Annotated in this window: 23 protein-coding genes and 1 pseudogene; 13 read left to right on the top strand and 11 right to left on the bottom strand. The window is 68.6% G+C overall.

The features are described 5' to 3' along the window. Nucleotides 1-106: 106 nt before the first annotated feature. Nucleotides 107-2083, bottom strand: coding sequence for an NACHT domain-containing protein (locus ALI22I_RS08055; RefSeq protein ID WP_179118145.1), 1977 nt, complete (start codon nt 2081-2083; stop codon nt 107-109). A gap of 501 nt (nt 2084-2584) precedes the next feature. Here ALI22I_RS08055 and ALI22I_RS08050 point away from each other — a divergent pair. Beyond that, a complete protein-coding gene (locus tag ALI22I_RS08050) occupies nt 2585-3670 on the top strand; it encodes a GTP-binding protein (protein WP_077004850.1) in 1086 nt (361 codons plus the stop codon). A 20-nt stretch (nt 3671-3690) separates the two neighbouring features. Here ALI22I_RS08050 and ALI22I_RS53260 read toward each other — a convergent pair whose 3' ends face one another. After that, on the bottom strand, nt 3691-4368 hold the full coding sequence (locus tag ALI22I_RS53260; protein ID WP_238598200.1) for a hypothetical protein: 678 nt from the start codon (nt 4366-4368) through the stop codon (nt 3691-3693). An 88-nt stretch (nt 4369-4456) separates the two neighbouring features. On the opposite strand from ALI22I_RS53260, the gene ALI22I_RS50555 reads away from it, so the two are divergent. Continuing rightward, nucleotides 4457-4606, top strand: a complete 150-nt coding sequence (locus ALI22I_RS50555) for a hypothetical protein (RefSeq protein ID WP_179118144.1) — start codon at nt 4457-4459, stop codon at nt 4604-4606. A 181-nt stretch (nt 4607-4787) separates the two neighbouring features. On the opposite strand, the gene ALI22I_RS54540 is transcribed toward ALI22I_RS50555, so the two are convergent. Together ALI22I_RS54540 and ALI22I_RS48900 are read right to left on the bottom strand one after the other, a co-directional pair. After that, a complete protein-coding gene (locus tag ALI22I_RS54540) occupies nt 4788-4910 on the bottom strand; it encodes a hypothetical protein (RefSeq protein ID WP_274522765.1) in 123 nt (40 codons plus the stop codon). A gap of 567 nt (nt 4911-5477) precedes the next feature. Continuing rightward, nucleotides 5478-5771 carry a hypothetical protein gene (locus ALI22I_RS48900; RefSeq protein WP_443216905.1) on the bottom strand — a complete coding sequence of 98 codons (294 nt, stop codon included), beginning with the start codon at nt 5769-5771 and terminating at the stop codon, nt 5478-5480. Here ALI22I_RS48900 and ALI22I_RS55470 point away from each other — a divergent pair. After that, nucleotides 5770-6726 (top strand): hypothetical protein, encoded by a 957-nt coding sequence (locus ALI22I_RS55470; protein ID WP_443216904.1) that lies wholly within the window; start codon nt 5770-5772, stop codon nt 6724-6726. The genes ALI22I_RS48900 and ALI22I_RS55470 overlap by 2 nt on opposite strands. Beyond that, nucleotides 6723-7046 (top strand): hypothetical protein, encoded by a 324-nt coding sequence (locus tag ALI22I_RS50550; RefSeq protein WP_077004849.1) that lies wholly within the window; start codon nt 6723-6725, stop codon nt 7044-7046. Before ALI22I_RS55470 ends, ALI22I_RS50550 begins: the two co-directional genes overlap by 4 nt. A gap of 157 nt (nt 7047-7203) precedes the next feature. Here ALI22I_RS50550 and ALI22I_RS08020 read toward each other — a convergent pair whose 3' ends face one another. Together ALI22I_RS08020 and ALI22I_RS08015 are read right to left on the bottom strand one after the other, a co-directional pair. Beyond that, a complete protein-coding gene (locus ALI22I_RS08020; RefSeq protein ID WP_238598199.1) occupies nt 7204-7923 on the bottom strand; it encodes a hypothetical protein in 720 nt (239 codons plus the stop codon). A 213-nt stretch (nt 7924-8136) separates the two neighbouring features. Next, nucleotides 8137-9027 carry a LysR family transcriptional regulator gene (locus ALI22I_RS08015; RefSeq protein ID WP_077004848.1) on the bottom strand — a complete coding sequence of 297 codons (891 nt, stop codon included), beginning with the start codon at nt 9025-9027 and terminating at the stop codon, nt 8137-8139. A 94-nt stretch (nt 9028-9121) separates the two neighbouring features. Here ALI22I_RS08015 and ALI22I_RS08010 point away from each other — a divergent pair, with 94 nt between their 5' ends. The 3 genes from ALI22I_RS08010 to ALI22I_RS08000 are packed head-to-tail and all read left to right on the top strand — an operon-like array spanning nt 9122 to nt 10646. After that, the gene (locus tag ALI22I_RS08010) at nt 9122-9622 is read left to right on the top strand and encodes a cysteine dioxygenase family protein (RefSeq protein WP_077004847.1); all 501 of its coding nucleotides are present in this window, start codon (nt 9122-9124) and stop codon (nt 9620-9622) included. A gap of 12 nt (nt 9623-9634) precedes the next feature. Then, the gene (locus ALI22I_RS08005; RefSeq protein WP_077004846.1) at nt 9635-10132 is read left to right on the top strand and encodes a pyridoxamine 5'-phosphate oxidase family protein; all 498 of its coding nucleotides are present in this window, start codon (nt 9635-9637) and stop codon (nt 10130-10132) included. Between the two features lie 52 nt (nt 10133-10184). Next, the gene (locus ALI22I_RS08000; protein WP_077004845.1) at nt 10185-10646 is read left to right on the top strand and encodes a VOC family protein; all 462 of its coding nucleotides are present in this window, start codon (nt 10185-10187) and stop codon (nt 10644-10646) included. A gap of 339 nt (nt 10647-10985) precedes the next feature. Here ALI22I_RS08000 and ALI22I_RS07995 read toward each other — a convergent pair whose 3' ends face one another. Next, entirely contained in the window at nt 10986-11276 is a 291-nt protein-coding gene (locus ALI22I_RS07995) for a DUF4342 domain-containing protein (RefSeq protein ID WP_077004844.1), read from the bottom strand. A 1224-nt stretch (nt 11277-12500) separates the two neighbouring features. On the opposite strand from ALI22I_RS07995, the gene ALI22I_RS07990 reads away from it, so the two are divergent. From ALI22I_RS07990 to ALI22I_RS52220, 3 genes are all read left to right on the top strand, one after another. Beyond that, a complete protein-coding gene (locus ALI22I_RS07990; protein WP_238598191.1) occupies nt 12501-12992 on the top strand; it encodes a DUF5662 family protein in 492 nt (163 codons plus the stop codon). A gap of 6 nt (nt 12993-12998) precedes the next feature. Next, a complete protein-coding gene (locus tag ALI22I_RS07985; RefSeq protein WP_274522764.1) occupies nt 12999-13391 on the top strand; it encodes an AbfB domain-containing protein in 393 nt (130 codons plus the stop codon). Between the two features lie 136 nt (nt 13392-13527). Then, nucleotides 13528-13965 (top strand): rhamnogalacturonan lyase family protein, encoded by a 438-nt coding sequence (locus ALI22I_RS52220; protein WP_202970864.1) that lies wholly within the window; start codon nt 13528-13530, stop codon nt 13963-13965. 145 nt (nt 13966-14110) lie between these two features. On the opposite strand, the gene ALI22I_RS07975 is transcribed toward ALI22I_RS52220, so the two are convergent. Together ALI22I_RS07975 and ALI22I_RS07970 are read right to left on the bottom strand one after the other, a co-directional pair. After that, nucleotides 14111-16456: a hypothetical protein gene (locus ALI22I_RS07975; RefSeq protein WP_143532050.1), complete on the bottom strand. Its 2346-nt coding sequence runs from the start codon at nt 16454-16456 to the stop codon at nt 14111-14113. Nucleotides 16457-16721: 265 nt separating this feature from the next. Continuing rightward, nucleotides 16722-17816: an SGNH/GDSL hydrolase family protein gene (locus ALI22I_RS07970; protein ID WP_077004842.1), complete on the bottom strand. Its 1095-nt coding sequence runs from the start codon at nt 17814-17816 to the stop codon at nt 16722-16724. Nucleotides 17817-19091: 1275 nt separating this feature from the next. On the opposite strand from ALI22I_RS07970, the gene ALI22I_RS47515 reads away from it, so the two are divergent. Together ALI22I_RS47515 and ALI22I_RS07955 are read left to right on the top strand one after the other, a co-directional pair. Beyond that, nucleotides 19092-20402 (top strand): RICIN domain-containing protein, encoded by a 1311-nt coding sequence (locus ALI22I_RS47515; protein ID WP_202970857.1) that lies wholly within the window; start codon nt 19092-19094, stop codon nt 20400-20402. 178 nt (nt 20403-20580) lie between these two features. Further along, nucleotides 20581-22032, top strand: coding sequence for an RICIN domain-containing protein (locus tag ALI22I_RS07955; protein ID WP_238598185.1), 1452 nt, complete (start codon nt 20581-20583; stop codon nt 22030-22032). A gap of 322 nt (nt 22033-22354) precedes the next feature. On the opposite strand, the gene ALI22I_RS54535 is transcribed toward ALI22I_RS07955, so the two are convergent. Together ALI22I_RS54535 and ALI22I_RS54530 are read right to left on the bottom strand one after the other, a co-directional pair. After that, complete coding sequence (locus tag ALI22I_RS54535; protein WP_274522769.1) at nt 22355-22696, bottom strand: Ig-like domain-containing protein; 342 nt, start codon at nt 22694-22696, stop codon at nt 22355-22357. Next, nucleotides 22670-23326 (bottom strand): annotated as a pseudogene (locus ALI22I_RS54530) (glycosyl hydrolase 53 family protein); the annotation flags it as partial. The gene ALI22I_RS54535 and the pseudogene ALI22I_RS54530, both read right to left, overlap by 27 nt. 98 nt (nt 23327-23424) lie before the next feature. On the opposite strand from ALI22I_RS54530, the gene ALI22I_RS07945 reads away from it, so the two are divergent. Continuing rightward, entirely contained in the window at nt 23425-24039 is a 615-nt protein-coding gene (locus ALI22I_RS07945; protein ID WP_202970855.1) for an RICIN domain-containing protein, read from the top strand. Nucleotides 24040-24460: the final 421 nt, after the last annotated feature.

Below are 24460 nucleotides of genomic sequence, written 5' to 3'. Positions count from 1 at the left end.
ACCAGCGACGATGACTTTTCGAGCGGTACAGGCACCGTAACGCGGTGCGCAGCACCGTCGCACTGCGGTCCGCACCGATGCCGGTCGCCCGAACCATCGGAGCGCGTCATCGCCCTTCATCCGAGTCAGGACTCGTGGTCAGGTGGTCTTGTAGTTCGGCGTGTCGGAACTGGTAGACCGGCCCGACGGCGCGCAGTAGGCCGAGGCGGTGCATGTCGTCCAGGAACCGCATGGGCCGCAACGGCAGCTTCCGGCGCAGCCCCAACCGCACCGTGACGGCGAGGTACGCCGACCACGGCTTGGCACCGTCGCCGACAGCACGCAGGACGAGGCCTGCCGCGGCGGCGCCCATGCCCCCGAGCAGGAGCACGTCGTGGAGGCCCGTGTCGCCCTCTGCGACAGCCACGCCGATCAACAGCGCGCCCGCCACGGCGCCGGACGCTGCCTGTCGTCTGCTGAGCTTGCGGCTCAGGCGCCAGTCGTCCTGGGGTGTGCGGCCGGTCTTCGCGTCGGTGAAGATGTCCAGGTCATTGGCGAACGCGTAAATGATCGCGAGTCCCGCCACCAAGAGCAGTGCCACGCCGAGCACTTCGGTAACGCTCCAATCGATTCCCAGCGATCCAGTGGTGAACAGCGACCACAGCGCGCTCGGCACACCCGTGATCAGGCCGATCGCCAAGCCGAAGAACGCGATCCACAACACCTGGAAGCTCAGGAGTTGGACGGTCTGCACCGCTCCGGTGAGGGCCTTGCGTGGCGTCCAGTGGCTGCCGGCCGGCCTGCCGCCGTCGAACTGCAACACCAGACCCGCGCCGAACAGCACACCGAGGAGCCCGGCGAGGGACCGCGTCCCGTCCAGCGCCTCCGCCACTCCCCAGAACACCGTGCCGAACAACGCGGCCGACAGCGCGTACACCCCGAACGACAAGGGCGGCAAGTCGCTGCCGAGCCGCCACCACTCCAGGTCGCGGCCGGGTTCGCCGTCGTGGTCGAGGTGTCGGGCGAGGCGACGCAGCCAGCGCAGCACGTCGTCAGGACGATACCGGCCTCGCGGCCGGAAGGGTGTCGGCACCGCACGCTCGCGCGGCGCGACGACTTCGGGCACCACGCGAGCAAGCAGGTGGCGGCGCAGCGCGGCGGCATCGGGCAACGCCGCCCGATCGAGCAACGGTCGCGGGTCGGCGTGCGCGTAGCCGACCCGAACCAGCCACAACCCCAACGGCGTGGCACAGACCTCGGCCAACGGGTCGGCGGTCCGCACGGTGGCCAGCAGCGTTCGCCACGATGCGGATTCGCGGTCGGCCCGGGTCAGGGCGGACGAGAGGTACTCGACAGCCGTGGCACGCGTCAGCGGCTCCGGTTCGATCGCCACGGCGTCCGCGATGAGGCCTGCGGCGGCGTACTCGGCCGTGCGGCAGGTGAGGATGAGCTGGTCGGAACGGGCGAGCGAGGCGTTGATGGCGTGGACGACGTCGGCGCGTGAGTCGGCGGGCACCTCGTCCAAGCCGTCGAGGACGGGTAACACGCGGCCGTCGGCGAGCAGGTCGGCCACCGCTCCGCCGAGTTCCGGGTAGTCGGCGGCGAGGCGGTCGGTCAGCCAGCCAGCGAGGGTGGGATGGGCGGCAAGATCCCAGCTACCCACCGGTAACAGCACCGGCACGGGATCGCGGTCGGCGCGGGTCTCGACCAGTTCGCGCACCAGCAGCACAGCCAGGGTCGTCTTCCCGGAGCCCGCGTCACCGAGCACGACGAGCCGCTTGCGGCGCAACGCCCGGAACCCGGCGGCCAGTTCCTCAGGCCGGGCACTGGAACCGGACACCGAGCCATCGGTGTCGTCGGACAGCTCGGGCCGCGTGACAGGTCGCCAGCGAGTGGCGATCGGGTCCGGGTCGTCCAGTGCGCGGACCTTCGCCTCATACCGCCACTGCCGCGTCACGATGTCCGCGAGCACCACCACGGCGGCCAGATCCGGCCGCCGCGTCGCCCGCTGAAACCACCAGGCGAGCACCACCAACAACACAACCGCTGCCCACGTCGCCCACGACCACCACCAGGCGTCCACGCGGACCGTGCCGGTAGCCAAGTTGCCGACCAAACCGATCGCAACGCCTGTCGTGAAGATCGCAGTGTGCGGCGGTCGACGATCCCCAGGCGATCTCGACACGCGCACAGCATCACGGCCCGCCGACCAAGCACGCAAGGTCGACACCCGGACCGCGACCTGATAGTTCGGAAACGTCTCGCGCACTCCAATCGCAGGGTGTCGCCGGCCTCGACGAGATGGCGGTCGGGCAGCCCGCCTGGCTTATGCGATCCTGGGCGGCACCCCGATCCCGATCAACCGGATCGCCGACCGGAAGCCCTCGCGGGTGCCGAAACCTCGTCCACGGCGCACGACCTGAAGCGATGACTTCCGAGCGGCACAGGTTGCCGTCAGTGTAGGTCGCCGAGCGGCATCGCGTGGCCCGGTCACAACATATTAGGTCATGCGCATGTATGCCACGCCTCCACTGCCCACTCGAACGGCCTAGCACTCGCCGAACCGGCCTTGAACTGAAAATGATTGTCGTTTACAGTGCAAGCCATGGAGACCTCCGTCATCCTCGTGGCCGGGTTGGGCGAGCACGTCGTGGCAGAGGAGGTGTGGCGGGCGCTGCCGGGCTCGGTACTGGTCCGCCACGACCTGAGCGGGCTGGCCGAGGGCGTGGTGCGACGGTGGGTCGACGGGATGCTGACCGAGCTGCGTCTGGAGCACGGCTGCGTGTCGTGCACGATGCGGCTGGACCTGCTGCCGCTGCTGCGACAGCTGGACGGACCGGTGGTGGTGCACCTGGACCCGGCGCTGGAGCCCGAGGCGGTGTGCTTCGCGCTGATGGACGAGCCGATCCGCGTCGAGGCCGTCATCACGGTCGTGGACCGGGCCACATGGCTGACCGACGCCACCGGCGGCGACCTCCTGGCCGAGCGGGGGCTGGGCGCCGCCCCTGGCGACGACCGCACCGCGGCGCAACTGGTCGTGGGCCAGACCGAGTTCGCCGACGCCCTCGTCCTGACGGGACCGCCCGACGAGCGGGTGAGCGCGGTCCTCGACCGGCTCAACCCGACCGCGGCACGACAGGAGCTGGCGCATCTGGACGTCGCGGCGCTGCTGGCAGTCATCCCTGCCGACGCCCGGCGCGGCGAGGTCGACGACACCTTCGGCCTCGTGCTCCACGGCCAACCTCCGTCGGAGTCCGCCCACGGCGTGCATCTCGTGCACTTCACCGCCCGACGCGCCTTCCACCCCGCCCGCCTGCACCGCGCGCTCACTGCCCTCTGCCAAGGCGTCGTCCGCGTCCGGGGCCGGGTCTGGTTGGCCAGCCGCCACGACACCGTCATGTGGCTGGAGGCGGCGGGCCGATCCCTGCGGATCGGTGAAGCGGGTCCGTGGCTGGCCGCCGTCGACGACTGGTCCGAAGTGGACGAACTGTGGCGGGCCGCGGCCGCCGCGATCTGGGACCTCGACATCGGCGACCGCGCCCAGGAGTTGGTGGTGGTCTCGCACCGCTCGTCACCCGAGGTGATCACCTCCGCGCTGCGGGAAGCGCTGCTCACCGACGAGGAGTTGGCGCTGGCGGCCGAACTGCGGTTCGCCGACCCGTTCCCCGGATCCCGGGAGAAGCTCACCTGAGCACCGTGGCGGCACGCCGTTCAGCGCACGGCGACCTGCACGACGTCGTCACCGCTCTGCCAGACGACCCCGACCTCGCGGAACCCCGCGTCCCGCAACATCGCGGCGTGCCGCTGCGGGCGAGCCCGTTGCCGTGCCCGACGCTGCCGGACGTGAGCTCGGACCGGAACGACCCGCTCAACATCGGATCGGCACGCACGGCCTCCCACCACGCCGACCACTCCTCGTTGCCGGTGACACCCGACCGCCGCGCCCGCTCCTCCCGCACGTGGGCGGTCAACACGCGCACCCCGAGATTGGTCGTCGTAGAGGTGGTCGCCGTTGACGAGCACCCCTCCGGGGCGGATCAACTCGGCCAGTTCGGCGTACAGGTCGACCAACCTCGAGGACTCGACCCAGTGCAGCGCCGTCGTGGACACCGCCGCGTCCCACTCCCCCACGCCGTCCAGTGCGTCCCGCCACCCCTGCGCTCCCAACTCCACCCTCCGGTGGAGGCGGTCCACCGGCCCGGACAGCGCGGCGAACCGGAACCGGTCCGAGGGCTCGTAGCGGACCGGGCCCGTGACCTGCCGACGAAGGATCGCGTTCTCGTGCCGCAGTACGAGCAGTTCGGCGTCCTTCGCCGCCTCGCTGCGCAGCAGCACCGACGGGACGGACAGCAACCTCCGGGTCACCTCGTACAGCAGGGACACGATCACCCGGACATGCTCTCAACCCGCTGGTGCCGCCGGTCTACCAGCGACGACGACTTTTCGAGCGGCACAGGTCAGGGCGTGCCCACCGGCCTTGCGGAGCGCGTCCACCCTGGACAACCGACGCGCGGCCGCGGTCGCCCCGTCGAGCTACGCACAGCCCGGCACGTTCACCGTCACCGGGCAGGTGCCCGACACGTCGCTGACCGCGCAGGCCATCGTGGACGTGAAGCCCGGCGGCTGAACCGGCCGCGGTTGTCGCCGACCACCCGGAGCGATTGTCGATGAGCGTTTCCAACTCCAGGTTGAGGGAGGTCAGCCCGATCACCACGCGCTGAAGTGCCGGCCACTGCCAGGTGTGGCCGTCCTCGGCGACCAGCAGCCACGGCAGCGACAGCGAACCACCGTCCGGGCCGTCGCCCCACCTACGTGGACACCTTGATGCCGGACAGCACCGGTTCGGGGCGGGCAGCAAGCCGGCCGCGTAGCACGCGAACTGCCGGCTCGGCCAGGTCGCGCCACTCGATGCGGGTTGCAGGTGCCCCCATGCGGTGCGGCGGACGGCGTCGGGGCCGTAGTCCCAGGTCGGAGCGGGTTGTCGTACTCGTCAGTGACCTTCTCGGGGGTGAGGATCAGGAAGTGGTGGGGAGCTGGACGGCGCACCTCATTCTACTGCGAACGGGTGAACAGGACATGAATGTGTTTCGCGGAGATCGTGTGCGCCGATAGACCTGGCAGCGCCGGGGGCACGCCCCCCGACCCCCGGCGCTTCCGCTCCCGGTCAGACCGTCCAGACCGAGAACGCTCCGCGCGGCGCGGCCGGGGGTGGGAGCAACAGGTCCAACTCGTCGTCGGTGAGGTTGCTTGTAGCGGCTGCTGCTGAACTTCACGCACCACCTCCGGTCGGACCGCTACCCCCTTTCGGGCGATGCGAACAGGTGACGTGCGCGTGGGACCATCAACGCGTGAGGAATCGGCCAAAGCGCACATCCGCTGTCGCAGCGCTTCCCGCTACCTCAGCGGTGGGAAGACATGAGAAACCAGAAACCCGCATGGACGCGACTCCCAAAGGCAGTCGTATGCACCGGTTCCGCATCTATTGCCTAACGCGCTCATCAGCGTAGGTATCCGGAGCAGCGGAGCTGCCGGATCAGCTCGGCCTGGTCCTTGCCCACGGCGTTGACGAGTTGGGCTTGAGCGGCGGTCGCCCGCTCGACGGCCTTCTCCGCGTCGGTCTTGTTCGCGGCCTCGATCTCATCCGTGCGTGCGGCCTTGGTTCGGTGCTCGCGGGCGGTCTGTTCCGCGCGGGTCAGCGAGTGGTGCCCTGGCAATGGACACCGCCGCAGGCCGGTGGCACCGGCATCGCCAGCCTGCTGCTGCCGGCCGGGCACGAGACGGACCTCCAACATGCTCGCCCTGCGCACCCTGGCCCTGCTCCGCCATCCGGACCAGCCGGCCATGATCCGCGAGGATCCGGCACGGATCACGCCCACCGTCGAGGAACTCTTGCGATGGCTGTCCATCGTGGAGTCGCTGCCACCCCGCGTGACCACGACGGATGTGGAACTCGCCGGGCACGCCATCCTGGCGCTGGTGCGCTCGGTGCGCGTCGCGTCGTTCGTGGGGCCGGGGTCCGGTAGAGCGACGCGGCCGAAGGTGCCGGCCGACGTTCTTGCCGGTCTTGATGGTCAGCTTCTTCACAGTGTCGGGCATCGGGACGCCCTTCTCGCGCAGTGCGCGGGCGAACAGCACGTCGTCCTCGTCGATCACCTTCGGGCGGCTGCCGTGATTGCCGCGTGCGTGCTGTGGGAGAGCATGCATTATGGCCGTATGACGGATCTTGATGAAGCGCGGTTCGGGCAGTCTCCGGTGCCTGGCAATCCGGACGCGTTGCGTGCACTGGCCGATGGCTACCACGCCCGAACCGTGCGCCCCCTGAGCAGCTCTGAGTCTGCCGGGCACGTGGTGAAGTCTTACGCGATCGAGGCTCCCGGTCGGATCGTGACGGATCAGGATGCACGTGCCGCGCTGCGGATCGCGGCCGATCACCTGTCGTCGGCATACCTGCGGGGCTCACTCGGGCTTGCCGTGCTGCTGGTGCACGCCGGTGGCGACGGTGACTACGTTCTGGTGCACACGTGGATCGAGGGGTACATGTCCGACCTCGCCATCTTCACCGGGCCAGCCGGTGACATCAGCCAACTGCGGCCCGGCCGATCGGGTCTTGCCCCCTGCGTCTGGGAGGCGGCGGTACTGGCCCACGAGCGGGACGCGTTCAGTCGGCATGTGCTGGGCGGAGACGGCGCGCTCGAAGAGCGGCTGGCCATGTGGCGCGGCGATGTACTGGAAGGCGAGGTTCGATGACGGCCGTCGGGGTGCCGCGGGTGCGGCATGCACGCCCCGCCGATCTCCCGCGTATCGCCCTGTTGGCGGCTGAGCACGCTGCGTACGAGAACGCGGCGCAGCCGCCTGCCGACCTGCCCCAGCGGCTGGAGGCACTGCTCTTCGGTTCTGCGGCTGGGCGGCTGCGCTGCTTCGTCGCGGAGCTGGACGACGGCGACATCATTGTCGCGTGGGATGTCGAACGGTTCGTGCCGCTCTGCCGCAGCAGATTGCCGACGTCGTTCCAGGCTTCGAGCGATCCGCTGTTCGAGCCTGGTCCGGCAGTCCGGCCATTCCGCTGAGGTGACCGAAAAGATCGTGGAGTCACGGAGATGCCCTTCCTCGCCCGGTGCCCCCGACTGACAGTCAGGGGACGGGCTCGCCGAATGCACGGTCATGCCGATGAGCGCGCTGACGCAAATGCTCAGCAAGCGGATTACGGCTGCGGCTTCGGGCAGCTCACCAGTGGAGGTTGCAGCATTCGACGTGCAACTGCGAGTACGGATCGCGGGCGTCGGGGAAAGGTGCCTTGCAGCGTCCCATCTCGATCTCCGCGCAGCAGTGCGTGTCGGGTGACTCGGCGAGGTGGGCCGGGCAGTCCTCGGCAAGTGCCCGCACGCCGTCACCCTGGAGTTCGTAGGCGTGACGGCTGCCGACGAGGAACAGGGTGTCGGCGGCGATGGTCCAGCGGAGGTGGTCCTGAAACCCGCGGTGAAAGCACCTCCTGTGTTCCTCGCGGCCGACCGTGCGGAACGCCCTGGGGGGAAGCGTCACCTTGTGGGTCGCCGACGGGGACAGGTGGGCACGGACCCGCTTCCACCGAGACACCGGAAACCGGAGGCTGTGGTGCAACAGCACGAGATCGAGCTTCCGGCCGCCGTACTCCTCCCCGCAGGAAGACCCGCTCGACCGCAGCGGCAGGTAGACGAGGCTGCGAGGTGAACGCGCGGCCAACCACCAGGCGAACGCGAGATCCACGGTCGCGGCCTTGTCCACGGACAGTTGCGCGCCGAGTCGACCCTCGTGCAGCGACGCGTGGGTGATCGGACGTGCGGGACGGATCACCCGGTAGCTGTCGCCGCCCAACCGCACGGCGCTGACCAGTGTCCGCCACTCCCTTCCCGCCAGCCGCACCCTGCCCCTCCCCCAGTACTCGATCGCCGACGACACCGTAGACATCGACACCCCTCGGCGACCAGCGAATTGCTTGCTGCCCGCCCGTCGTCTCCTCGCATGCCGATGTGAGTGAGTGACTTTGCGCTTGTCTTGGCGTGCTGCGCCAAAGCCGGCTTGATCTCGGTCTTCGCAGCCCTTGGCCTGACAATCCACTTGAGACTTTGTGGATTCGCTGGATCTTCTGTCGCCTCCTTGGTGCTCGTCGAGTGCGGGCCCCTACGTGGGTGGGGTCGGCTCGCCGGGTCGGGTCTCCTGGACGGCGTGGTGCAGTGCGGTGATGAAGGCCGTGGTCGCGGGCGGATCCGGCGGGTCGCCATAGGTGGCCAGGTAGACGTGCCGCCGGAAGTCGCGTAGGACGCTGGCCTCGATTCCGGGCGCGCGGTGGGTGCGCAGTGCCAGCCCCGGCATGGTGGTCACGCCCATGCCCGCGGCGACCAGTGCCTGCTGGACGATGATGTCGTCGCTGGTGTATGCGATGGGCGGGACGAAGCCCGCCTTGCCGCAGGCCTCGAGGAACTCGCGGCGGCAGTTCTCGCAGCCCGCGATCCAGGCGGAGTCGCGGTTGCCCGCCAGTGTCTGGCCGGGTTCGAGGCTGAGCAGGTACATCGGGTCGTCGAACAGGTGCGTGGCGCGGATGCCGTCCGGGGTCGTGTCGTCGTAGCGGAAGACGACCGCGACGTCGACCTGCCCCGCCCGCAGCAGATCGAGTGCCACGCGCGGGTGGGCCTCGATCAGGTGCAGTTCGAGGCCGGGGTGCTCGCGGCGCAGGGTGCCCGCGGCGTGCGGCACCAGTGCCGCGAGCGCCGACTGGAAGCCGGCGACCCGGACGCGGCCGGTGCGCAGGCCCACCATCGCGGACAGTTCCGCAGCCGCGGTGTCGACGCGGCCGACGATCTCGGTGGCGCGGCGGGCCAGGTGCTCGCCCTCCGGGGTGAGCCGGATGCCCCGGCCGACCCGCTGGACGAGCTTGGCGCCGGTCGCGGCCTCCAGCCTGGCCAGATGATGGCTGACGGCGGGCTGGGAGTAGTTCAGGTGCTTGGCGGCCTTGGTGACCGAGCCGTGCGCGGCGATCGCCGCGAGGACCCGTAACCGCAGGATGTCCAGCATGCATAAAGAGTACGCATGTGTTCTCCCAAGTACTGTCATTGGACGAATGCGTCCGTCGACGAGAGGCTGAACGGGACACGAGGAGGACCCCACCATGACCCGCTCACTGACTACGCTCACCGATCTCGTCGTGGCGGTGCGGCAGGCGATCGACGTGCGAACCGGCTGGACGGACACCGCGGAACTGGTTGCCGACCAGCTCCGCGCGCACTTGCCCGGCCCCGAGATCCTGACGCCCGACCAGCGTCTCGGTCAGCCCGACCGGGTCGCGGACCACCTGCTGCACGCCGAGCCCGCCGGCACGTTCTCGATCCTCGGTCTGGTCTGGCGTCCCGGACAGACCACGCGGATCCACGACCACATCACCTGGTGCGTCGTGGGCGTGCTGTCGGGCGTCGAGCACGAGGAACTGTACGACGAAGCGCTCAACCCCATTCGCACGCGGGACAACCCTCCCGGCGAGGTCAGCGGCTTCGCGCCGCCCGGCGACATCCACCGCATCCGCAACGTCGGCGACGAGACAGCCATCAGCCTGCACATCTACGGCACCGACATCACCCGCGTCGGGTCCAGCGCCCGCCGCTTCTACAACTGAGGAGCTCGAACCATGGACCAGCACGCCGTCGACGAGGTGCTGAACCGCCCGCTCAGCCAGGAACTGCTGGCCCGTGACCTGGCCAGACTGGCGTTCACCGCGCTGGACGGCACCCCGCGGGCGATCCCGATCGGAACCGTCTGGAAAGGCGAGGAAATCGTCATGTGCACCGCGACGAACGCGCGGAAACTCCCGGCGTTGCGCCGCAATCCCACGGTCGCGCTGACGATCGACACCGAGTCGCACCCGCCGAAAGTCCTGCTCATCCGCGGCAAGGCGGAGCTGGATGTCGTCGACGGCATCCCGGACGAGTACCTCCAGTGGAACGGCACCTACGAGATGACGCCCGAGCAACGGACCGAGTGGGAGGCCGGCGTGAAGTCGCTCTACGACGGCATGGTCCGGGTCGTGGTGAAGCCGACCTGGGCCAAGCTGATCGACTTCGAGACCACCCTGCCCACCGCCATCGAAGAACTCATGCAGCGGCAGAAGGAACGTCAGCGCGCCTGAACACGCACACGCGCAGCCGAATCGGAAACGCTTGCCCCAAAAGGAGATCATCATGAACGACACCGCTCCTGAGCGCGGGACGATCCAGCGGATGGACAACATCGCCATCGTCGTCGACGACCTCGCGGCCGCCAAGGCGTTCTTCGCCGAACTCGGACTGGAGCTGGAAGGCGAGGCGACCGTCGAGGGCAGCGCGGTGGATCGCCTCGTCGGGCTCGAGGGAGTCCGATCGGACATCGCGATGATGCGCACCCCGGACGGCCACGGACGGCTCGAGCTGACCAAGTACCACACGCCTTCGAGCCGAGACGGCGACCCGCACGCTCCGGCGAACACGCTGGGCACACATCGCATCATGTACGCCGTCGAAGACATCGACGACACCCTCGACCGCTTGCGGCCACACGGAGCCGAACTCATCGGCGAGCTGGTGCAGTACGAGAACAGCTACCGGCTCTGCTACCTCCGCGGCCCCGCAGGCATCATCATCGCGCTGGCCGAGCAGATCAAGTGAACGGCCCAACGCCAGCTGGGGTCATCCCCAGCATCAGGGCAACCCCTCAGCGCTCCCGAGACCGCTCACCGCCGGGCTCACCACCACATTCACAATGGGTCGGAGCCCGCAGCCGGACACGCCGTCCGCCCAAGCCACGACGCCCACGTCGTGTGGCTGGTGAGCTGTTGCCGATCGGGCGTTACCACCCGACGCACTGGTTCGCCGCAGTCCACCAGCACACCCAAGCGGTCCCCAGCCACAGCGCCATGCGCGGTGCCGTCACCACCACTGGCGACGGCACCAGCCCGCGTCCCGCCCGCATGGACGTCAGCGGCCACGGGAACCCGCGGCCGCTGACTACACCTGCTCGGTGTCGACCGTCGTCGCGGGCTGACCACCGGGCTGCCGGCGGTTCTCGAGCTTGATTCCGCACTTGCCGACCAGCGCGACACCAACACCGATCGTTGTCACCACCGGAGCGGCCAGCGCCGCGACCAACCCGAGAGCCACCGGCACCTCCAGCACCACGTCGTCCTTGCTGTCACGCACGACCACGCGACGATTGATGCCCTCTCCGACCAACCCGCGAACGGCGTCGACCACCGAGTCGACGGCGGCACGGTTGGACTCGGACTTGGATTCGCTCATTACTCTCCTCGAACTGCGGATGTCCCTTGACACCTCCAGCATGTCCGCGTCGAGGCACCCTGCCATCAGGGTTTCCCCTGACCCCCGCCTGATTCACCCCTCAGGAGTGGCCGAGCACCTCGAAGGCGCGCACCACGTGATCAAGCCGGATCGGTAGGCACTTCGATGCGATCTCGGGCGACGACTGTGCAGACACGTCGCGCCTGAAGAGACGACCACTTGTCCACACGGTAGAACTCCTCCCTCAGCGACGGCCGAAATCATTCTGAACTGCGAAAACATTCAGGTCGACGAGCCGACAACGCCGCTGACGCAGGTTGAACGTCGTTCGTCGCATTCGAGGCACGACCTGCTCTCCGGATTCGCTCCTTCTCCTGTCCACTCGAGCACGTAGCGCCATCGCCGGCACGGCGCCGAACCATCCGCTTCTGCCGATGTCAGTGCGGACTCAACGCAGCACTGTTAATGGGCCCTCGACTCGATGAGCGCCCCTCCTCCGCCGTGTTCGCTGCGACAGCAAGGGAATGGCGGCAAGTGTCGCTGTGACAGGCACCGTCCACGCGGGCACAGCCTGGACCACGAGGTCACTGCGAGCAACCATGACGACGCCCACCAGCGTCGCCGTGCCACACACCGAAACCAGCACGGCCAACCCGACCCGCGCCGGCCAGACGGTCGCCCCTCGGTGGTGGACATGGTGCTCAACAGTGACCATCGCGTCCCGACCCGCCTGCACGACTGCGCCGGAGGACGAAGAGTGCCCCAGCTGCGACCCGACCGCACCATCGGGACTGCCCACGGCGCTGTCGCCACCCCGTCCGCTGGCGGCACCGGGACGGCCGTCTTTCACGTGTCGGAAATCCTTCCCCATGGCGCGTTCCCCCTCACGTCCGACGCCGGTGTGTAGACGCAGGGATAGCCGACTCCGCCGACTTCGATCACGCACTATTGCGGTAAGGACTTCGCACGTTCGCCGCAAGGCATCGAGAAGTGTGGGTCAGCGGCGCCGCCCTACGACGAACCGCCAACGCCCTCACATGCCACGGGTCGCGCGGTCCCGGCTGGGCGTGGCGGGCCAGGGGGGAGAAGCGCTGGGCCGTGGTGAGATTGCCGACGTGGGCATTCCGGATCAGGTGCAGACTGCACACTTGATCCTGCGCGTTGGGAATCGCATCACGGGCGTCCTGGATGATGGGTTGAGGAGGCCCACATCAGAGGGGGTACATGACCATGTCGTACGACTCCACGCCAGACACTCTGTGGCATAGCCTGCGAGTCGCCGAGCTGATGGGCGAGCTGATCAAGGAGTTGCTTGACCGGTCGGTCCGACACGACCTGAGCAAGACCCGCGAGCCGGAGCGGGCCGTCTACGACGAGGTCGTGCCGCAACTGCGTGCCGCGACCTACGGCAGCGTGGAGTATCGGACCCTGGTCGACGCGATGGGCGAGGGGCTGCGACACCATTACGCGCACAACCGTCATCACCCAGAGCACTTTGCCGACGGGATCAGCGGCATGACCCTGGTCGACCTGCTTGAGATGCTGGCGGACTGGAAGGCGGCCACCGAACGCACCTCGCATGGTGACCTCGCAGACAGCCTGACGATCAACCGCGAACGGTTCGGTATCGCACCACAGCTGATGGACATCCTGGCGAACACCGCTCGCCACTTCGGGTGGCTGGCCGCGGAGCCAGACCGAAACGCAGTGCCATGACACGGCGTGGCCGCCGAGATCGACAGTAGCCACATCATCGACGAGGCGTCCGAACACCCTCTCATCAGCGTAAGTCAGGACGCGATGTGGCAACTCGTCCCGGGCCTGGCCTCCTCGGCCGGAGTGTCGTTCCGGTCGGTCAACCACCCCGACCGCTACCTGCGCCACACGAACTACGTGCTCACCCCGGCGGCGAACGACGGCAGTTCGACCTTCGCCGCCGACGCCACCTTCCACCGGGTCGCGGGCCTGGCCGACCCGACGTGGACCTCGTTCCGCTCCCACAACTTCCCCGACCGCCACATCCGGCACGCCGACTACGTGCTGCGCATCGACCCGATCTCGACCGCGTCACCCGCAGTGGATCGCCAGGACGCCACCTTCCGGACCGGCTACTGACCCCAGCGATCAGAGGCACGGTGGCCGCGCCGTCTTGTAGCGCTCGGTTCGTCGGCCCAAGTACTCCGCCGACACCGTCACCGGTCTGCGCCACCGGCAACCCGATGTCATCCGACTTACCTTTTGGAGGTCCGTCATGCTTTTACACAGGCGGCGAGCAGCACTGCTCGCTGTCGGCGTCGCCTTGACCGTGACCGGCAGCGGTGTCGTCATCCCTGCGGCGTCGGCGGCAGCGACCCGTTACGAGGTGGAAAGCGCACCTGCCACCTGCGCCGGTGTCATCGAGTCCAACCACGCCGGCTACTCCGGCAGCGGGTTCTGCAATGGAGACAACGCAGTCGGGGCGGCAGCGCAGTTCGCCGTGACGGCGTCCGTGGCGGGCTCCGCGACCATCGCCGTCCGGTACGCCACGACGACGCAGACCGACCGGCGGATCCACACCCTCATGCACGACGCCCAGTACCGCGTGGCCATCGCGTGGCAGAACACCTCCTACAACCAGCCGCCACACCCGAGCTTCTTCCTCGGCAACGGCATGAGCACCCCGCCCCAGCCGAACATCTACGTCCGCTGAACCCGATCGGCGGGCTGGCCGGTCAACAAGGGGACAAAGGTGCTCCACCTTCCTGACGGGGGCGTGACCCGTCGGCTGGGCCGACGGGCCACGCGGAACCTCGTGGTGAAGCGCTGGCCAACGCAAGGCGTTCATCAGGCGATCGTCACGGGGACACGTAGAAACCCTTGTACGCCGTGCCCGACACCGTGCCGTCCGGCGTCCGGCTCGACACCTGCACCACGAGGTTGCCCTGCGACTGCGGGACGTGGGTGAACCTCGCCTTGCCGTCCGGTCCGACCGACGCGACGAACTCGCCGAAGCCGACGCTCCAGACCACCTCGTGCGACCCGGCCACGTTCGGGGTCGCTACGAACTCGATGGGCTCGCCCACCTTGCCCGTCGACGGCCCGCCCTCAGGGTACTGCGGGCTGGTCAAGGTCGGCGGCAGCGCCTTGACCGCGAACGAGTGGTACCGGGGTTCGGTATCGAAGCCGCTCGCGGACACGCCGACCACCCGCAGCCCGGCCGGCCCCGGCGCCTTCGGCGTCCACCGGACGGTCGCGGTGCCGTCCGGGCCCGCCGCGACGGTGTGCTCCTCGCCGCCGTTGAACCGGTAGCGGAAGGACGCCACCGGCAGGTGCGGCGACGAGAACGTGAACGAGCCCTCCACGCCCGGCCCGCCGGCCTCCTGACCCGTCGGGTAGTCCGTGCTGGTCGCGGTCGGGGCGGGGGCCGTGGCGTCGAACCAGTCCTCGCCCCAGCCCGACCGGATGCCGGCGCCGTTGACACTGGCCGCGCGGGCGAGGTGGAACCCGGGGGCGACGACGGTGTACTCGTAGGTCGCGCCGCCGTTCGCGTCGACCGGGACCGTCACCTCCGCGCCCTCGCGTACCTGGAAGACGTAGGCCACCACGTCGGGCCGGTCCCTCCACGGCGTCGCGGTGACCACGACCCGGTCGCCGACGGCCGGTTCGTACGCGTCCGTGGTGACCATCGGCTCGTACTGCTCGACGCGGATGTCCCAGTCGGTGATGCCCGACTTGAAGCCGCCGGCATCGACGGTCCACACCTCGAACGGGTGCTCCGACTGGCCGGCGAGGAAGGTCAGCGTCACGCGGCCCGTGCGGTCGGCGCCGACCGGCACCGTCTGCTCCGGGCCGTCGTCCAAGCGGTAGACGAACGCGGTCGCGCCGTCCTGGTTCGCGGTGAGCACGACGTCCGCCGGCACGCCCAGCTCGAACAACGGCATCCGCATGGCCGGCGCCGTGGTGCGGATCCAGTACCGGTAGGAGCGGACGGGAGAGCGGTTGCCGGCGCGGTCGACGCCGGACACCTCGATGGACACCGGACCGTCGGTGGTCGGCGTCGTGGTGATCCTCGCCGAGCCGCCGGGCCGGTCGGCGGACACGCGGCCGTAGCCCACGGCGTGACCGGAGTACTCGAACGCCACCACGTCCTCGTCGCCGGCGGCGTCGAAGGTGAACTCGCCCGGGACGCCTTCGCCGCCGTCACCGGGCGGGCCGGCGTCCTCGCGGTAGACCGCGGAGGTGACGGTCGGGGCGTGGGCGGGCGCGGTGAAGTCGGCGGTGAACACGCAGGGCGCGGACCACTCGGAGTTGGCGTGACCGTCCTCGGCGCGGGCGGCGAAGGCGAACTTCCGGCCGTCCTGCACCATGTCCGCCGGGAAGTAACCGGCCAGCGAGCCACCGCCGCCGTAGACGGCGTACTCGACGCGCTGGTCCGGCGTGTCGACCGGCCAGAACGCCAGCCGGCCGTCGATGCCGCCGGGGTCCGGGTCGGACACCAGGGCGCCGGCGAACGGCCTGCGCGACGCGGTGACGGTCTCCGCGCCGCACGGCCGGTTCTCCAGTGCGAGCCCCGTGGGCGTGCCCGGCGGGGTGTTGAAGGTGACCTCCAGCCCCGGACCGGTCGCCAGGCTCCGGCCGTAGGCGACATCGCCCTGGTGGTCTCGGGTGATGCGGGCGACCAGGGTCAGCGACGTGCGGCCCTCGGCGACGGCGTTCTTCACGATCTCGCCCAGGTCCCACACCAGCCACGGGTCGGTGCACGGCGTCGAGCCGGCCGGGTCGGGGGCCTTGACCAGTTCGCGCGGCTGGAACGCCCAGGTGATCGGTCCGTGGGGCTTGGCGGTCCACAGTTCGAGCGCGCGCGGCTTGGCGCAGTCGCCCACCGCCGTCTCGTAGGCGCTGAACCTGGCCGTGAACACCGTCGTGCCCTTGAACCGGGTCAGGTCGTAGGTGAAGTAGGTCTTGCTGATGTGGTGCTCGCCGTTCCCGTCGCGCCACGAGCCGACGCGGGCGTCACCGGTGGTGATGGTGCGGAACGGGGTGCGGGAATCGGTGCTGAGCCACTGGGCCGGGCGCAGCGTGGTCCAGTTCGGGTTCTGGGCCGCGGCGGCGGTGCCGGGCACCGCGACGAGGCCTCCGACCAGGGCGGCGAGGAGCAACCCGACGCGCGCGACGCGCCCGGGTCTTCCGGACGATCTCATGTCCCCCCTCAGGGATCATGCGACGGTGTACCCCCGCCGCTGCGGAGGATCTTCCCAGGTGGATGGCGTGCTGTCCGGGGATTCAGGGCGTCGGGAACATCTTCGCCATATCTCCCCTCCACCACGAAAACAGCCGCACGATCTGATTGGGACGTGCCACTGGCGGTGCGGGCGATCAGCACGGGTGGCAGGCGGCACCTACCTCCCGCCACCCGTGCTGAGGCGCATCCCCGTCCGCACCGCCGCGGACGAAGGTGTCATCCGGTCAGCGCAGGGCCCACTGCTGGTTGGTCTGGCCGCTGCACGACCAGAGGACCAGCTTGGTGCCGTTGGTCGTTCCGCGACCGGAGGCGTCCAGGCACAGGTTCGACTGGACGCCGGTGATGGTGCCGTTCGAGTTCACGTTCCACTGCTGGTTGGTCTGGCCGTTGCAGTCCCAGACGACCACCTTGGTGTCGTTGGCGGTGCCCTTGCCGGACGCGTCGAGGCACTTGCCGCCGGACATCAACTGCTTGCCGGACGTATAGGTCCACGACTGGCTCGACTGGCCGTTGCAGTCCCACAACTGGACCTGCGTGCCGTTCGTGGTGTTCCCGTTCGGCACGTCCACGCAGCGGCCCGACCCCGCACCGACGATCTGCCGACCCGACGGAACGGTCGGGTCGCCGATCGATCCCGGAACGGACCGCAGCGCCGAGTACCACCTGGCGGCCATCTTGTCGTAGCCGGTGGCGGTCGGGTGGATGCCGTCGGCCAGGTCCGCCGTCGTCAACGCGGCGTGCATGTCCACCAGGCGCACGCGCTTGCCCGCGTTGACCTTGCTCTGCACCATGCCGGGTATCGCGGCGTTGTACGTGCGGACGGCGGACTGCTGTGCGGAGTCGGACAGCGGGGTGATCGTCGCGACGAACACGTCGGCGTTCGGCACCGTCGCGGTGATGCGGTCGACGAGCGCCGACAGCCGGGCCGGCGCGTTGGCGAGGTCGCGGTTCTGGATGACGTCGTTGGTACCGATGTGCAGCAGCACCGTGCGCGGGGTCGTGTTCCGCAGCCAGGTGACGACGTTCGCGTCGATCTGGTCGATGCGCCAGCCGGAGTGGCCCTGGTGGTCGTGGTCCCCGAGCGAGGCCGGACCGTTGAACTGCGAGCCGACGAAGTCCACCCGGTAGTTGCCCGACCCCAACCGCTGCCACAGCCCGACCCGGTAGCCGCCGGGGACGTTGAACCCGTCGGTGATCGAATCACCCAACGGCATCACCCGCACGCCGCCGTTCGATTCGGCAACCGCGGATCCGGTCGACGACACCACCCCGGCGACCAGGGCCGCGACGGCGACCAGCGATCTGACGAGTGTCCGCATTGTTCCTCCTCCGTGATCAGGGTTTCAGCATCGATCCCCTGCTGGTCCGTCCGGCCGTTGCAGTCCCCCATCGGCCGCCCGGTCCGCGCCGTGGCCCGTCCGATGGAGTCACTGACGGCGAGCGCCGACCGTCCGGCGGCATGCATGGAAGTCCTCCTGCCCGTCTCGTTGGCTACTTGGGTTCGAAGATCCAGACCGTGTTGGTGTCGGTCGCCCCGGTATTCCACCGCACTTGGCTGGCCGAGGAAGGCGTTGGTCAGGCCCCGCACCGCCACGCCCGCCTACGCAGTGGGTGCCACATGCCACGACCGATGCGCTGTCGCGCCAAGCGCGTTGCCGGCGCCGCAGTAGTCGCCGTGGTCGGCCTTAGTGAGGCTGTCGCATGTGGAGGTCGCTGCTGCGGCTTCGTAGCGGACCGCCGTCGCGATGGGACCTCCGGGGCGCTCGGGCAGCCCTCGGTGATGAGGCGGTCGAGTGCCGGTCATCACCGCGGGGAACGGCGAGATCGTCCGTCTGGTCCACGAACAGGGCCCACCGCGGCGCCGTTGCGGATGGAGGTGACTCCGTCTTACTTGGGTGCGGCCACCGTGATCTCCGACAGCAGCGGGATGATCCGGCGATAGCCGTACCGCGCGATAGCGACCTGCGTGTCGATGTGTTCGATTCCTTATTCGACACGGATTCGACCTTCCTGCGAAAGGCCAACAGGTGACATGGCAGCCGACATCGCCACGACTGGGGCCGACGGTCTGAAGAAGCGATGTTACGGAGCTCGCGGAAAGCGCTTACCTGTCGTACCATAGAGCGGGCCTGAGGAGACCGTCAAGCTGCCACCTGGCCCTTCTCCTGATGGCGTGCCAGGCACGAGAAGTAGCCGGGTCCAGGTTGTACGCCCGGCGTTCGGGGCGGATCTCGCTCCGTGCGGACCGCAGGTGTGCGACCATCGCATGAGAACGGCCGACGCGCTCTGTTAGCGATAACAGAGGTCGCGAAGCGTTCGACAATCTGCCCGGAGTCCGTTGCCTGCACCCGAATCCGCTCTTGAGCGGACAGGCAACGGCCTGTTAGCGTTCGCACAGATCAGCGGCGCCCGTCACACACCGCCAACAGTGCCCCTCGCGACAGGGCCACTGCACCGCCCCGGGTTCAGCCGCCGCCTACGCCGACCACGTCGGCGGACACACGAGTGGAGACGCCGATGTCGACCGCCCAGTGCCGCGCACACCTAGCCCCAGGCCGACTTTCGCCGGCACTTCACCTGCGAGGAGATCATCCGTGAACAGACAGCTGAAGGTCAGACGTTGGCTGGCCCGACTCAGCCTCGTGGCGCTCACTGCCGCCGCCACTGCGGTGGCCGTCGCATCACCCGCACAAGCCGCCCCCGGCTACGTCTACACCACGTTCAAGGGAGACGCCGCTGCCGACCAGGAGCTCTGGGTCTACTCATCGGCCAACGGCACGAACTTCAGCGTGCTGGCCGACACCAACTACCGCGGCCCGTCCGGCGTGCTGCGCGACCCCAGCATCATCCAGCACAACGGGCTCTACTACATCGCCCACACCGTCCAGTCGTGGACCACGAACTCGACACACTTCAACATCGCCTCCAGCCCCGACCTGGTCAACTGGACGCACGTGACCAGTGTCAACTCCGGCGTCGCCAACACGCGATTCACGTGGGCGCCCGAGTTCTACGTCGAGGGCGGCACCATCCGGATCATCGTGAGCATCTCCCAGACGACGTGCTCCGACTGTTTCCGTCCCTACATCTTCACCGCCCAGAACAGTTCGCTGACCTCCTGGAGCGGACCGGCGCAGATGGGTGGCCTCGGCTACAACTACATCGACACCTACGTGGTGAAGTCGGGTAGCACCTACCACGCCTTCACCAAGAACGAAACCTCCAAGTACATCGAGCACTGGACCAGCACGAGCCTCACCGGCGGGTGGAGCAACCAGGGCCAGTTGTGGAGCTCGGGCTACGAGGGACCGGCCGTGTTGCGGATGAGCGACGGCTCCTGGCGCATCTGGATCGACAAGTACACCAACGGCGGCATCTGGACGGCCACCAGCTCGAACCTGAACTCCTGGTCGGGCCTGAGCCAGATCACGTGCCCCGGTTGCCGCCACGGCACGATCCTGCCGGTAGCCGACGTGCCCGCCCCGGCGCCGGCCTACCGCGTGACCAACCGCAACAGCGACAAGGTGATGGACGTCGTGTCGGCCTCCACCGCGAACAACGCCGAGATCAAGCAGTGGACCTGGAACGGCGGCGGAAACCAGAAGTGGGAGTTCCAGGACGCCGGCAGCGGCTATTTCCGCATCGTCAACCAGAACAGCGGCAAGTGCCTCGACGTGGCGAACAGCTCCACCGCCGACGGGGCCAACATCATCCAGTACACCTGCGGCAGCGGCGCCAACCAGCAATGGCAGTGGCAGGCCACCGGAAGCTACTTCCGGATCGTCGCACGGCACAGCGGCAAGTGCCTCGACGTCGTCAACTCCGGCACCGGCGACGGCGCCGACATCCAGCAGTACACCTGCGGCAGCGGCAACAACCAGCAGTGGAGCCGCACCCAGGTCTGAGCACGACCGGCAAGTCGAGCGCCCGCGACGGCCCCGACTGGCACAACGCCATAGCACATCGGGTCACCATTTGGTAAGCGCTTTCCGTTCGGGAAAAGATCTAGCGATTGGACATTTCATGACACTGACCATGGCGTCTGATGGACACCCATCAGGCCCGTCGCGGAGCACTCGGTCGTTGCGCCGGTTGCTGATCGCCCTTGTGGTGACCGCGCTCACCCCAGTGGCAGGCCTCGTCGTCTCCGCGTCACCGGCCAATGCCGCCACCAGCCAATTCCGCGGCATGAACTGGGCCGTGATGGGTGACAACTTCAGCACCGGCACGCTCGTCGTGCAGGGCCTGAGCCAGTCCGACAGCAACGCGACAGTACGGGCCAAGGCCAACGCCCTCTACGACGACATGGTCGCCACCATGGGGGTCAACACCGTCCGGCTGCCCATCAACACCCACACCGTGGCCAACACGACCTGGTGGAACGCCTACCGCGGCGCCATCGACGCCGCCACCGAGCGTGGGTTCAAGGTCATCCTCGCCTATTGGGAGGACGGCGCGGCCTCCGGCGGCAGGATCACGAACATGGCCGCGTGGAACTCGATGTGGTCCAGCGTGACCAACACGTACGGCTCGAACAGCAACGTCTACTTCGAGCCGATGAACGAGCCGCACGGTTACTCGTCGACGGACTGGCGCAACGTCGCGGCGAACTGGCTCAACTACCACACCTCGGCGGTGCCCGGCCGGGTGCTCATCGGCGGCACCGGCTTCAGCCAGGACCTGCGGGACATCTGCAACGACAGCCGCTTCAACTCGACGCTGCTGTCCTTCCACCACTACGCCTTCTTCTACGGCGCGATGACCTACGACCAGTTCCGCAGCCACATCCAGACGCGTCTGGGCAACTGCGCGTCCCGCGCGATCATGACCGAGTTCGGCGCGCCGATGTCCACCGGCCTCAACTACGGCGACGCGAACAGCTCCGAGAACTTCGTGCGCTACCTCCGTGCCATCGCGCAGGTCATGCGTGACAACCAGATGGGCGGCACCTACTGGCCCGCACTCGGTGGCAAGTACAAGGACAACCTCGGTTATGACTGGTACTCGATGTACGCCCTGAGCGGCAGCGGCACCAATCTCAACCTGACCATCCGCAACACCTCCGGCGCCGACCGGATCCGCTACGGCTGGGGCGACAACGTCACGACCCCGCAGCCGACGGCCTACCGGATCGACGTGCGCCACAGCGGCAAGGCCATGGGGCTTGCACAGGCGACCACCGACAACAGCGCGCGCGTCGGCCAGTACACCTACGGCGGCAACGCGTGGCAGCAGTGGCAGTTCCAGGACGCGGGCAGCGGCTACTGGCGGATCGTCAGCCAGCACAGCGGAAAGTGCCTCGATGTGCTGAGCGCCTCCACCGCCGACGGTGCCGAGCTCGCCCAGTACACCTGTGGCACCGGCACCAACCAGCAGTTCCAGATGGTCGCCAACGGCAGCTACTTCCAGCTCCGGGCACGACACAGCGGCAAGTGCGTGGACGTACCGTCCGCATCGACCGCGGACGGGGTGATCCTCAAGCAGTATCCGTGCAACACCGGCACCAACCAGCAGTGGTCGCGCACGGCCGTCTAACGGTCGTCTCGACGTGACCGCGGATCCGCGGTACAGCCCTCACACCCCCGGTGCCGAGCTCGTGCTCGGTGCCGGGGGTGTCCCTATGTGGTTGTCAAGCCGCAGCCGGGGCGGGGAGCGGTCTTGATGGTGCACGATCACCGCAAGTCGACAGCCCAGTGCAGAGTATTGACACCCCACAGGCTCGGTGTCGATCAGCTCCTGGGCGGCGCCAGGTGTAGATCGTCTGATCGCGGGTGTCGAGATCAGAGGACCCTCCAGATGGTCTCCGGAGGGTCCCCTTCTTTGATGGCAGGGCACGATTGTGTCTTGGGATGTCCGGTTATGAGGTGGTCGAGTCGAGTTCGTCGTGTTTGCCGCGTCCGGGTACGACGTCGATGACCGCCGTGACCTGTCCTACCTCGGTCATGCCGTTGACTGTCACCTCACCCGGCGTGTCGGTCGCGCCGGCCGGCAGCGACTGCCAGCGGACGGGGACACTGGTGATCTTCTTGGTGGCGGTGGTGAGCAGGTGGACGGAGGAGGGCAGCTTCGGGGCGGCGCGCACTGCGGTGGCGGTGTAGACGGTGTCCTGGAGGATGTGCTTGGCGCGGCTGGCGTTGAAGACGTTGATGGAGGCGTGCGGCTCCCAGGTGTTCGCCAGTTCGGGCACGGCCCGGAACATCGTCTGGTAGCCGGCCGGCTCCCACACCAGCACGCCGGCGCCCTGGTTGTCGACCACGTCGTTGGCGGCCTGGAAGACCCGCTGGATGGCGTCCGCCTGCCCCTGGATCGTCCGGGGGAAGGGCGAGTTGGGCATCGGTGAGCCGTCGCCGCCCGAGGCGGGGTAGGCGGTTTCGGCGATGTCGATCTCGTAGTCGGGGTAGGTGGTGGCCATGGTGTGCAGGTTGGTGTCCAGCGCCTCGGGCGTGCCGTGCCACTCCGAGTAGTACGAGATGGCCAGCACGTCCGGGTTCTGGCCCTTCGCCTTCACCCGGGTGAGGAACTGGTGCCAGAACTCCATGGTCTTGGCGAGCCGGTCCTTGTTGACGATCACGTGGATCTCGACCTTGGACTTCGGCGACGCGTCGCGGACGGCCTTGATCCCGGAGGCGGCCAGGGTCGTGAACCGGTCCCACGCCTGGTCGTAGAGCTGCTGCTCGACCGGGACGGTCGAACCCCAGTACCGCCACAGCAGGCCGCCGCCGGGCTTCGACTGGTAGAGGTCGGCCTGGTCGACGAAGTACTGCGGGCTCGTCGTGCCGATGAGGGCCGCCTCGCTGCCGTACATGAAACCGTTGATGATCTCGTTGCCGACGGCGACCTTGTTCGATCTCGGCCAAGGTCCTGTTCGTCCACGGCGACCGCGACACCCTCACGGGGTACAACTCGGCCCGACAGGCCTACAACGAGATGACCTGGCCCAAGGCGTTCCTCACCTTCGTCGGCGGCAGCCACACCAGCTTCTGGAGCGACCAGCGCTTCCCCAGGACCGTCGTCGACTGGGCCCGCTGGACCATGTACGGCGACACCGCCGCACGCGACCGCCTCCCCGCCGACGCCGCCGGCTCCAACACCAGGTGGGAAGCCCAGTTGGGCACCACGCCCACCGTGCCGGGCACCTACACCCTCATCGCCCAGCACAGCGGCAAGGCCGCCGAGATCAGCGGGGCCTCCACCGCCGCCGGCGCGGGACTCGTCCAGCGGACCATCACCAGCGGCACCAACCAGCAGTTCGAGCTCGTCGCCGCCACCGACGGCCACGTCCGCCTCAAGGCCCGCCACAGCGGCCTGTTCCTCCAGGCCGCCGGCAGCGGCTCCGACGTCACGCAACAGGCCGACACCGGCGCCACCAGTCAGCAGTGGCGCGTGGTCGACCACGGCGGTGACGTGATCAGCCTCGTCAACCGGGAGTCCGGCCTGGCCATGGACGTCTGGGAACGCTCCACCGCCGACGGCGCCCGCATCTCCCAGTACACCTACAACGCCAGCAGCCCCAACCAGCGCTTCGCCCGCCGCAGCGTCTGACACGAGACCTGTCGGGGCACCGCTCGGGCAACAGGGCGGGCGGTGCCCCGACATGGCGCCGACAACCCTTCGCAATCACACTGGACGGGTTCAATGACACGGCCTTTCCACGATCCGACCTCACCTCGACGTCCGCACAGACGCCGCACCGCATTCGTCCTCGTCGGCGCACTGATCGCGAGCGGCGCCGCCGCACTGGTCGCGGGACCGTCGGCGAACGCGGCCGTGATCGACCCGGTGGCGTCGTCCCACACCAGGCGGTCCTGGATGTCCTCCGCGGCGCGGATGTCGACTTCCCCGGACACCGTGATCACCGTGGTGCCGTCACGGGTCCGACAGTCGCACGCGAAGCCCGCACCGGAGTGCGGCGTACCTGAGTCGGGTGTCACCGATCGCCTTCCGGCTCCCGCCGCGCCGGAAC

Origin of the sequence: Saccharothrix sp. ALI-22-I, from assembly GCF_001984175.1 — a bacterium.
Lineage (GTDB): Bacteria > Actinomycetota > Actinomycetes > Mycobacteriales > Pseudonocardiaceae > Actinosynnema.
Note: the sequence above shows the minus strand (reverse complement) of the source record. Positions and strands in the feature narration are given on the sequence as shown.

Coding starts and splice junctions, on each gene's coding strand:
- ALI22I_RS08000 (WP_077004845.1), top strand. CDS start 10,185: ATGAACGACACCGCTCCTGAGCGCGGGACGATCCAGCGGATGGACAAC.
- ALI22I_RS07975 (WP_143532050.1), bottom strand. CDS start 16,456: ATGAGATCGTCCGGAAGACCCGGGCGCGTCGCGCGCGTCGGGTTGCTC.
- ALI22I_RS08050 (WP_077004850.1), top strand. CDS start 2,585: ATGGAGACCTCCGTCATCCTCGTGGCCGGGTTGGGCGAGCACGTCGTG.
- ALI22I_RS08010 (WP_077004847.1), top strand. CDS start 9,122: ATGACCCGCTCACTGACTACGCTCACCGATCTCGTCGTGGCGGTGCGG.
- ALI22I_RS48900 (WP_443216905.1), bottom strand. CDS start 5,771: ATGTTGGAGGTCCGTCTCGTGCCCGGCCGGCAGCAGCAGGCTGGCGAT.
- ALI22I_RS08020 (WP_238598199.1), bottom strand. CDS start 7,923: ATGTCTACGGTGTCGTCGGCGATCGAGTACTGGGGGAGGGGCAGGGTG.
- ALI22I_RS07945 (WP_202970855.1), top strand. CDS start 23,425: ATGACCTGGCCCAAGGCGTTCCTCACCTTCGTCGGCGGCAGCCACACC.
- ALI22I_RS08015 (WP_077004848.1), bottom strand. CDS start 9,027: ATGCTGGACATCCTGCGGTTACGGGTCCTCGCGGCGATCGCCGCGCAC.
- ALI22I_RS50550 (WP_077004849.1), top strand. CDS start 6,723: ATGACGGCCGTCGGGGTGCCGCGGGTGCGGCATGCACGCCCCGCCGAT.
- ALI22I_RS07995 (WP_077004844.1), bottom strand. CDS start 11,276: ATGAGCGAATCCAAGTCCGAGTCCAACCGTGCCGCCGTCGACTCGGTG.
- ALI22I_RS08005 (WP_077004846.1), top strand. CDS start 9,635: ATGGACCAGCACGCCGTCGACGAGGTGCTGAACCGCCCGCTCAGCCAG.
- ALI22I_RS07970 (WP_077004842.1), bottom strand. CDS start 17,816: ATGCGGACACTCGTCAGATCGCTGGTCGCCGTCGCGGCCCTGGTCGCC.
- ALI22I_RS54535 (WP_274522769.1), bottom strand. CDS start 22,696: ATGTTCCGGGCCGTGCCCGAACTGGCGAACACCTGGGAGCCGCACGCC.
- ALI22I_RS54540 (WP_274522765.1), bottom strand. CDS start 4,910: ATGGGGGCACCTGCAACCCGCATCGAGTGGCGCGACCTGGCCGAGCCG.
- ALI22I_RS55470 (WP_443216904.1), top strand. CDS start 5,770: ATGCTCGCCCTGCGCACCCTGGCCCTGCTCCGCCATCCGGACCAGCCG.
- ALI22I_RS52220 (WP_202970864.1), top strand. CDS start 13,528: ATGCTTTTACACAGGCGGCGAGCAGCACTGCTCGCTGTCGGCGTCGCC.
- ALI22I_RS07990 (WP_238598191.1), top strand. CDS start 12,501: ATGACCATGTCGTACGACTCCACGCCAGACACTCTGTGGCATAGCCTG.